The organism is Mycobacterium sp. (assembly GCF_035603715.1).
Classification (GTDB): domain Bacteria; phylum Actinomycetota; class Actinomycetes; order Mycobacteriales; family Mycobacteriaceae; genus Mycobacterium.
Genome location: NZ_DATNJW010000335.1, coordinates 1 through 7,987 on the forward strand (window position 1 = coordinate 1; position 7,987 = coordinate 7,987).

The 7,987-nt window shown below is 63.6% G+C and carries 12 protein-coding genes; 5 read left to right on the forward strand and 7 right to left on the reverse strand.

Annotated elements, in window-relative coordinates; genetic code table 11:
- Positions 1–437: adenylate/guanylate cyclase domain-containing protein (locus VN856_RS13895; protein WP_325689939.1), on the forward strand; the 437-nt coding region annotated here is incomplete at its 5' end.
- Position 438: 1 nt separating this feature from the next.
- Here VN856_RS13895 and VN856_RS13900 read toward each other — a convergent pair.
- A complete protein-coding gene (locus tag VN856_RS13900; protein ID WP_325689941.1) occupies positions 439–597 on the reverse strand; it encodes a hypothetical protein in 159 nt (52 codons plus the stop codon).
- 74 nt (positions 598–671) lie between these two features.
- On the opposite strand from VN856_RS13900, the gene VN856_RS13905 reads away from it, so the two are divergent.
- The gene (locus tag VN856_RS13905; protein ID WP_414686957.1) at positions 672–1,352 is read left to right on the forward strand and encodes a guanylate cyclase; all 681 of its coding nucleotides are present in this window, start codon (positions 672–674) and stop codon (positions 1,350–1,352) included.
- Positions 1,353–1,371: 19 nt separating this feature from the next.
- On the opposite strand, the gene VN856_RS13910 is transcribed toward VN856_RS13905, so the two are convergent.
- Together VN856_RS13910 and VN856_RS13915 are read right to left on the reverse strand one after the other, a co-directional pair.
- Positions 1,372–1,734, reverse strand: coding sequence for a hypothetical protein (locus VN856_RS13910; RefSeq protein WP_325689944.1), 363 nt, complete (start codon positions 1,732–1,734; stop codon positions 1,372–1,374).
- A gap of 37 nt (positions 1,735–1,771) precedes the next feature.
- Positions 1,772–2,293, reverse strand: a complete 522-nt coding sequence (locus VN856_RS13915; protein ID WP_325689946.1) for a restriction endonuclease — start codon at positions 2,291–2,293, stop codon at positions 1,772–1,774.
- Between the two features lie 363 nt (positions 2,294–2,656).
- Between VN856_RS13915 and VN856_RS13920 the strand changes: the two genes are divergently transcribed.
- The gene (locus VN856_RS13920; protein WP_414686956.1) at positions 2,657–2,905 is read left to right on the forward strand and encodes a hypothetical protein; all 249 of its coding nucleotides are present in this window, start codon (positions 2,657–2,659) and stop codon (positions 2,903–2,905) included.
- A gap of 77 nt (positions 2,906–2,982) precedes the next feature.
- Entirely contained in the window at positions 2,983–4,125 is a 1,143-nt protein-coding gene (locus VN856_RS13925; RefSeq protein ID WP_325689963.1) for an MFS transporter, read from the forward strand.
- Between the two features lie 28 nt (positions 4,126–4,153).
- Here VN856_RS13925 and VN856_RS13930 read toward each other — a convergent pair whose 3' ends face one another.
- From VN856_RS13930 to VN856_RS13940, 3 genes are all read right to left on the reverse strand, one after another.
- Entirely contained in the window at positions 4,154–4,525 is a 372-nt protein-coding gene (locus VN856_RS13930; RefSeq protein ID WP_325689950.1) for a DUF2255 family protein, read from the reverse strand.
- Positions 4,526–4,550: 25 nt separating this feature from the next.
- Positions 4,551–4,976 carry a limonene-1,2-epoxide hydrolase family protein gene (locus tag VN856_RS13935; protein WP_325689952.1) on the reverse strand — a complete coding sequence of 142 codons (426 nt, stop codon included), beginning with the start codon at positions 4,974–4,976 and terminating at the stop codon, positions 4,551–4,553.
- A 75-nt stretch (positions 4,977–5,051) separates the two neighbouring features.
- Complete coding sequence (locus tag VN856_RS13940) at positions 5,052–6,002, reverse strand: DUF1214 domain-containing protein (protein ID WP_325689954.1); 951 nt, start codon at positions 6,000–6,002, stop codon at positions 5,052–5,054.
- A 193-nt stretch (positions 6,003–6,195) separates the two neighbouring features.
- Here VN856_RS13940 and VN856_RS13945 point away from each other — a divergent pair, with 193 nt between their 5' ends.
- Positions 6,196–6,696, forward strand: coding sequence for a nitroreductase/quinone reductase family protein (locus VN856_RS13945; RefSeq protein WP_325689956.1), 501 nt, complete (start codon positions 6,196–6,198; stop codon positions 6,694–6,696).
- 51 nt (positions 6,697–6,747) lie between these two features.
- Here the strand turns inward: VN856_RS13945 and VN856_RS13950 are convergent, their stop codons facing one another.
- Positions 6,748–7,176 (reverse strand): hypothetical protein, encoded by a 429-nt coding sequence (locus tag VN856_RS13950; protein WP_325689961.1) that lies wholly within the window; start codon positions 7,174–7,176, stop codon positions 6,748–6,750.
- Between the last annotated feature and the right edge of the window lie 811 nt (positions 7,177–7,987).

Here is a 7,987-nt window from a genome sequence, read left to right on the forward strand (position 1 = left end):
GGCCCTGGGTGCGGCTGATCGGTGAGCACGACAAGCTGGTTCGCAGGCTGGTCAAGCAGCGTGCCGGGCATGTGGTGAAGAGCCAGGGCGACGGGTTCATGATCGCGTTCGCCCACGCCGAGCAGGCGGTGCGCTGCGGCATCGACATGCAGGACGCGCTTCATAGAGATGCACAGCACAAGCGGCGCAACGGGATTCGAGTGCGGATCGGAGTCCACATGGGCCGTTCGGTGCGCCGCGGCGACGACCTGTTCGGCCGCAACGTCGCGATGGCGGCACGCGTCGCCGCGGAAGCCTGCGGCGGGGAGGTTCTGGTGAGCGACGCCGTGCGCGACGCGCTCAGCGGTTGCGAGGACCTCACGTTCGACGGTGGCCGTGACACCGAATTGAAGGGCTTTGCCGGCACTCACCGGCTCTATGTCGTGGCCGCCGCCTGAGTCAGCCCTCGCCGGCCTCGGCCAGGCGCTTCTGCAGCCGGTCGCGGATCTCGTTGGGCGTGTATGCCCGGCGCCGGCGCTGGTCGCGGGCGACCAGCACTCCCCCGGCCGCCACCCCGACCACGCCGGCCAACCCCAGCAACTTCCAGATGGTGCGCATCGGCTCAGGTTATTCGCGAGTACATCCCGGCGGGATCGGTATGTGCATATGGTGCGGTGGTGGATACGCACACAGTGGGCTTGACCCAGGCCCTGGAAGAGACCAGGACCGGCGACATCTGGCTGTTCCGGGGGCATTCCGGACCGGACCGCGCGATCCAGACGATGTCGAACAGCCCGGTCAACCACGTCGGCATGACAGTGGCGATCGAGGATCTGCCGCCGCTGATGTGGCATGCCGAACTCGGCGACAAGCTGGCCGATGTCTGGACTGCCACCAACCACCGGGGCGTGCAACTCAACGACGCGCGCGAAGCCGTCGAGCGATGGCTGACCCGCTACGGGCAGCGCTGCTGGCTGCGGCAGATGAGCCCCGACATCGACCACGAGCAGGAGAATCGGTTGCTGCGCGTCATCGCCCGGATGGACGGCACACCGTTCCCGTCCACGACGCGGCTCACCTTGCGGTGGCTGCGCGGTCAGCTTCCGACCAGGTACGACTGGGTGCGCGGAATCCCGTGGGTGGATTCTCGCGTTCGCGAATCCACCCGGCGCCGTAGGGAGCAGCAGCGCAAGGGCGGCTTCGAATCCGCTTACTGCGCCGAGACCGTGGCAGTCACCTACGAGGAGATGGGCCTGATCGAAACCGAGAAACGGTCGAATTGGTTTGACCCTGGTCGGTTTTGGAGCGGTGACGGTCTTCCGTTGATAGCGCCTTACCGTCTGGGTGGTGAAATCGCAGTCGTCGCGGATTGATCGACGTGGCAGCGGGCCGTCAGAGTGGCGTCCACGTTTTGTTGTTCCAGAATCCCCAGGCACGAGCGGTCATATTCCACATCACGCTCGCGCCTGGCGCCCACGGCGGTGGCGGTGGTTGCGGCGGCGCCCAGGCCGGCGGGAGTCCCCAGGGTCCGTTACCCATCGGACCACCTTGACCTGCTGCGCGTTCCCAGTCGTGGCATTGATTCCAATCCCAGTCGTAGATGCTGCCCCAACCCGGGTCCCAGGGCTGACCGGGACACCAGTGAAAGCTCGGAGCGGGTGCGGCTGCCGCGATGCCGTCGATCGGTCCGCACGCGGCTAACGCGATGGCGCCACACAGGAGCGCCTGGCCCGCCAACTGCTTCATAGTCGCCATCCCCCAGAGTTTGCCTTAGCCAGACTGCGGGCAAGCCCTAAACCGCGCGTCGCGCAGGAGGCGGTACCCAGGCTTGCAGCGCTCTGCGACCGATCAATTGACAGTTGTGGGTATGGGCCAGTTGTTTGGCCGCATCGGTGAATTCCTGATTGCTGATGACGATGCTCCTCGTGCATCCGTGGTGGCGGGCACCGGCCACCACCTGCTGAACGGCCGCGACGCCGACGGGCTTGCCGAGTCGCTTGCACTGCACCGCAACCGACTTGCCGTCCTTGTCACCGATCAGGTCGACGCCGTAGTCGCCGCTCGCCGGGGTGAACTTCACCCGCCAGCCGGCTCGCTGCAGGCGAGCCGCGACGTAATCCTCGAACTCCGTTCCGGTCATAGCATCGATGGCCGCCATCCCGTCGGCACGCCCGCGCCGATTGCCTTCCGCCGACAACAACACCGCGAGGATCAGTCCGACGGCTGCACCCGCTAGGCCCGCCCTGACGTTGTGGCCGACGAGGCCGGCGAACAGCCCGAAGTACAGCGGCAGGAAGAAGTAGGTGATTCTCATCTCGGGCTGATGATAAGGACAGTCACCGACAAGGCAGCCCACCGACGGATTCACCGTGTCGATCGGCGCGCCTTAGCAGGCCAGGCCAGGCCATCGCCGTCGAGGTCGAGATCCGGCCGATATGCCGCTACGGTGAGCCCACCAATACCGTTGCAGCAGCATCGATTTCGATGCCGAAGATGAGCAATGTGCCGACAAGTGCGGCGCGCAGCGTGACAACCCCTGCAGATGAACTCTTGGTGTCCGCAAGCACAAGTCCGCAGGGTCCCCGGGAAAATGGGGAAATCGCCCCACGACTTTCGCAGACTGATACCGCCACACTTAACGCAATATCTGCCGTCAGAAGGGATCGACCTTATGTACGTGTCCAAAACGCGGCTTGCGATCGGCACGTCGCTCATGGCGTTGACTTTCGGGATGCTGGGCGGTGGGACGGCTTATGCGTTCCAGGAGCACATGTTCAACGCCAGAAACGATCTCCAGCAGGCCGTCAACGAACTCAACCAGGCTGAGCACGACAAGGGTGGACACCGCGAAAATGCCGTCGGGTTGGTGCAACAAGCGATCAACCAGGTCAATCAGGGCATTGTGGCTGGTGGTGGCACGCCCTAGCCGTGGTAGATACCGGACGAACTGATCCGACGGACGCCGCTAGCAGGCGATTCTCCCCTGCGCTGAAGTTCGTGCTGATGGTCGGCGTGATGAGCTTTTTCGCCGACTTCACCTACGAGGCCTCCCGCGGCATCGTCGGCCCCTACCTGGGACTGCTCGGCGCCGGCGCGCTGGCCATCGCGGTGGTCAGCGGGTTCGGCGAGTTGCTCGGCTACGGGTTGCGGCTGGTGTCCGGGCGCAGCGCCGACCGCACCGGTTTGTACTGGCCGATCACTATCGGCGGCTACATCCTGCAGATGTCGGTGGTGCCTCTGCTCGCGCTTGCCGGCAGCTGGCAGATCGCCGCACTGCTGGTCATCCTGGAGCGAGTCGGCAAAGCCATCCGCAACCCGCCTCGCGACGCCATGCTTTCGCACGCCGGCAAGAACATGGGCTACGGCTGGGCCTTCGGCGTGCACGAGGCACTCGACCAGTTCGGCGCCATGTGCGGGCCGCTGCTCATCGCGGTTGTCCTCGCCGTCAGCGCAAATGACTACCGACTCGCCTTCGCCGTACTCGCCGTCCCGGCGGCCATCATGCTGTCGCTGTTGGGTGTGGCTCGGCTGCTGTACCCGCGGCCCCGAGACCTCGAGCCCGACACCGATGCCGTGCACACCGACGGGCTGCCCAAAGCGTTCTGGATCTACCTCGCCGCGGCGGCCCTGGTCGCGGCCGGATTCGCCGATTTCCCGATCATCGCCTACCACTTCCAACACGCGGGCACCATGTCGGCCAGCCTCATCCCCGTCTTCTACGCGGTCGCGATGGCGGCCAGCGGCGCCGGCTCGTTGGTGTTCGGGCGGCTCTACGACCGTTTCGGCGTCGCGCTGCTCGTCCCGCTGACCCTGGTGGCCGCTGGGTACGCACCACTGGCGTTGCTCGGCGGTCGGTGGGCCGCGCTGATCGGCGTATGCCTATGGGGCCTGGGCATGGGTGTGCACGAATCCATCATCCCCGCGGCGGTCGCGCCGATGGTCTCGCCTGACCGCCGGGCCTCGGCCTACGGCCTGTTCACCGGCGTCTACGGCATCGCCTGGTTCGCCGGCAGCGCCGCGATCGGCGCCTTGTTCAGCCTGTCGCTGACCAGCGTCGTGCTTTTCGCAGTCATTGCCGAACTGGCCGCCATCCCACTACTGCTCATCGTTCGCCGCCTCACTAACCGCGAGGCGCCCACGACGTAGAGGTTGGGGTGCGATACGTAGTGCCGAATCATGTTGTGAGCAAACGAAGCGTCGTCGCCGCGGCTTCGTCTCCGACCATGTTCCCGGTCGAACCGCCGCCGTACTTGGCCCGGTAGGCGTCGTCCACGTCCTGCCGCACTCCCGGCGGGCCGACACCGACGTCCTCTACGCGCACCTCGACTTCTAAGTCGGGAATGCGCACGCGTGCACGCCTTGTGCGCAAGGCGAGACCAAACCATCCGGTATCTCTGCGGTACCACGTGCGGACGTATACGTCGCCGCCGACGTGCACTACCCAAATCGGCGTCCACGGCCGAAGTGTTCCGTCGGCACGGTGCACTGCAATTTCGAGTTCGGGGGCGGCATCGACCAGAGCGAGCTGCTCAGCTGTCCAGCTCATGAGTCCCGAGCGTACAAGCGGGTGGTCAGGACCCGATCTGCTCAAACATCTGTGCCGGGTCACTGCCGAGTTGCCGGGCGATGTCGCCCGTATCCCAGTACTCGCGCCAGCAGGTGATCGCGCCGTCGCGGACTTCGAAGATCGCCGTCACATGAAACGAGACTCGCCTGCCTGCAATCATGTTCACGTCGAGCCGCTCCACCACGACCGTGTCGTCGTTGGAAACGACCGTTCGAATCTCGCTGCCCTCGACCATGCCCGACGCCAGCTGGTTGTGTTTTTCCAGCTCGGCGCGTGCCGCATCGCGTCCGCGGATGATCGGTGAGAGCGGCACATTGAGCTGCCACACGAAGTCATCGGCCATCAAGGCAGTCATAGCGTCGACATCCATGTGCTCGCCGTACGCCGCGTGCACGAAGTCGAGGACGATCCGTTCAATTGCATCTGCCATCGATCTACTCCCTGATCACTCGTCCCCTCAACGTAGACCGGCGCGTAGGTCACCGAGTCCGCTTACACAGAGCGCTTAACCGCAGGGAGTGAGCGGTGGCGGCGTCCAGCTGCCGTCCGCGATCGAGGCACGAGGACGGTAGAGGCGGATGAGGTAATTCCAACCCTCCGGCGTGACTATCGCGTTCGGGGGGACTTCCCTGTCCGCTGAGGCAACGAATCGCACGGTCGTCGAGCCATCATCATTGCGATCGCCGGTGACACTGTTGACCGAGTAGAGGTCCTTGGCGTTCGGCTCGAAGAAGCCGCGCCCGTTGTATACCGACACTGACCAGAACGCATCGACCGGAACATCTTTGAACACCAATTCGTAGTCGCCGGGCGGGACTTTCGGGTCGACACCGACGTAGGTCGCCTCGGAGGTGGGCAGCCCGCCCCACCCGGCCGCAGTCCCGATCAGGTGACGCACCGGGTCGACGCCATCGCGAGTACCGAATGTGCGGTCAAAGTTGTTGAGCCCGCGGGCAAGCGACAGCAGCGCGTCGCGGGTCGCGTTGAGGCTGTCGACTTCGTAGTCCGGCTTGACGAATGCTTCAGACGAGCCGGCCTCTATCGCGAGGCGGTCTTGAACCGCTACGACGGCAGCAACATCCCCAGGATCGTTGGGGTCAACCAAGATTCGAACACCAACCAGGACGTGCCGCGATTCGTACTGATCACTCGTCAGCGTATGTTCACCGGGCTCGTGCAAGACGCTGTTTACGAAGTGGTCTTCGTTGACGACCATCGCCGAGAGGTACCGACCGTCGGCATCCGGCAAGCTCAGCCGAGCCGGCCGCGCGAGATCGACGATCGCGAAGCTGTACAACGTGTCCCGGTTCAGTCTGATGACCGTCTGTTCATCGATGCGGGCAGGTGTGCGGTTGTGCCGAAAGCTCCCGATTCCTCCTGCGACTGCCTGGATGTCCGCGAACATCCGATGGGTCTCGGCCTGAACGAAGTTGTCCACGTTAACGAGAATTGCCATCGTCAATCTCCTCGGGTCGTCGTGCCCAGTTAAACCCAGACCTATGGACGTTGAAGCGGAACTCGACGACGTCGCCGTCGACGGCCGCCCTAATCAGTCGGGCGGGCGCATGGTTACATGATTCAAACTGGCGAAGTCAGCGACACAGGTTCCGTCTAATCACCTTGACACTGTCCACGTTAGGAGTCCACCCATGGGCGACGCCGATGCCGCAGCGATCCGAGCTGCGCGAGGTGACTGGGTCAGCGAGCACCTCGAGACCTATCTGACTTCCGGTGGCACACGAGGTCACATCTTGGATCTGAGTGAGGTAGGCGGCCGTGCGCTGACCACGCACTGCTTGATCAAGTGTGTCGGCCGCAAGTCGGCTACGGTCTTTGTCCGGCCGTTGATCTACGGCAACGTCGGTGGCGAGATCGTGATCGTCGCATCGAAGGGTGGTGCCGATACGCATCCGGGGTGGTACTTAAATATCTTGGATAGCAACACGATCGGCGTGCAAATCGCGACCCAAGCGTTCGAGGCCTCCTGGCGGGAACCGGAAGGCGACGAAAGGCATCAGGTATGGGCCCACATGGCTCACCTGTACCCGCCGTACATCACCTATCAGCAGTCGACTAGCCGCCAGATCCCGCTGGTGATGTTGACGCCCGTGCGCTCGATCGACGTCTTCTCTGCGGAGGGTTCGCAATAACCGTTAGTCATCGATCACGCTGGACCTCTACCACAGGCGGCGTCCACCTGACTACTTCTGCCCCCCCAGTAGATGGGTGTAAGGGTCGGCCTCGGCACCGACCGATTCGGGCATCGGATAGTAGGTCTTGATGAGCAGGTTTCCGTCGTCGTCCCACGCGAAAGTCTCGATGCTGTATGCCATTTGCACGTTCGGCTCGGTGCCGAAGTGGTTCTCGCACACCCACGCCATTTCGTTTCCGTTGACCTGAACGGTGATCATCTTGATCTTGAGAATCGATTGGAACATGTCGAAGGCGTCCGAGGTGGCGGCGGCGAAACCGTGCTTCTCTTCAGTCCCGACAGGATCGAACATTCGGACCTCGCCGGGGCAGATCGTCCGCCACGACGCCACCCACGCGTCCTTGTTGCCCGCGTTCCACAACTCAGCGTGCTTGGCCGCGTGCGCCAGACGAGCCTGACGGCTCGGAACGTTGCTCATGCCTGTATGTCTCCGCTCCGTCGGCCGATGATCAGAACGCTAAGCAGGGGCGGCATTCACGCAGTCGAGAACCTTTCGCACACTTAGAAACTGCCAGTGCCGGCGTAAGGCCACCAATCATTTGGGTCATTGGGGTTGTAGTACTCACCATTCGACGGTTGGGCGGCAGTCGGCGGCGGAGCCGGTGGCGGCGGTGGTGGATCCGCTGGCGGCGACGCCGGGAGGACTGCTGGCGTATTCGGCAGGCCGCCGAAACCGGGCGCCGCATAAGCCGGGACGCTCACTGCGGCCGTGGGTACAGCGATAAGCACCCCCGCGACGGCGATCTTCCTGACCTTGCTGCGGACGCCGGATGACATTGTCCAAGTCATTGATCACTCCCCTCACCGGGTTGATCTCTCACCTGGACTCGCACGTTACGCGCACTAGAGGTTGTTGTGCGGCCGATGAGGCATCGCTTACTCGTTGTTTACCTAGACGTTGAAGCGCAACTCCACCACATCGCCGCCGGCCAATGGTTTGCTCATAGTGGGTGAGCCGCAAACCACTCGGAGAGCAAATCCGCCACGAGGTCGGGGTGGCCATGCCGAGCTGTTCCCATCAACCATTGCATGTAGACGTTGATCCGAACCGGAATTCGACGACGTCGCCGTCCGTCACTTCTCTCGATATCCGTATATTCAAGGTGACTTTTCGTCCAAACCCTAAGCTGCAATGTCGATACATTCTCCAGTCAGGGCGTAGTTGAGAGGCCTCGGCGATGAGCGATTCCGCAGAGCGCGTGATTCGGAAGTTCTTGGAGACGTGGCCG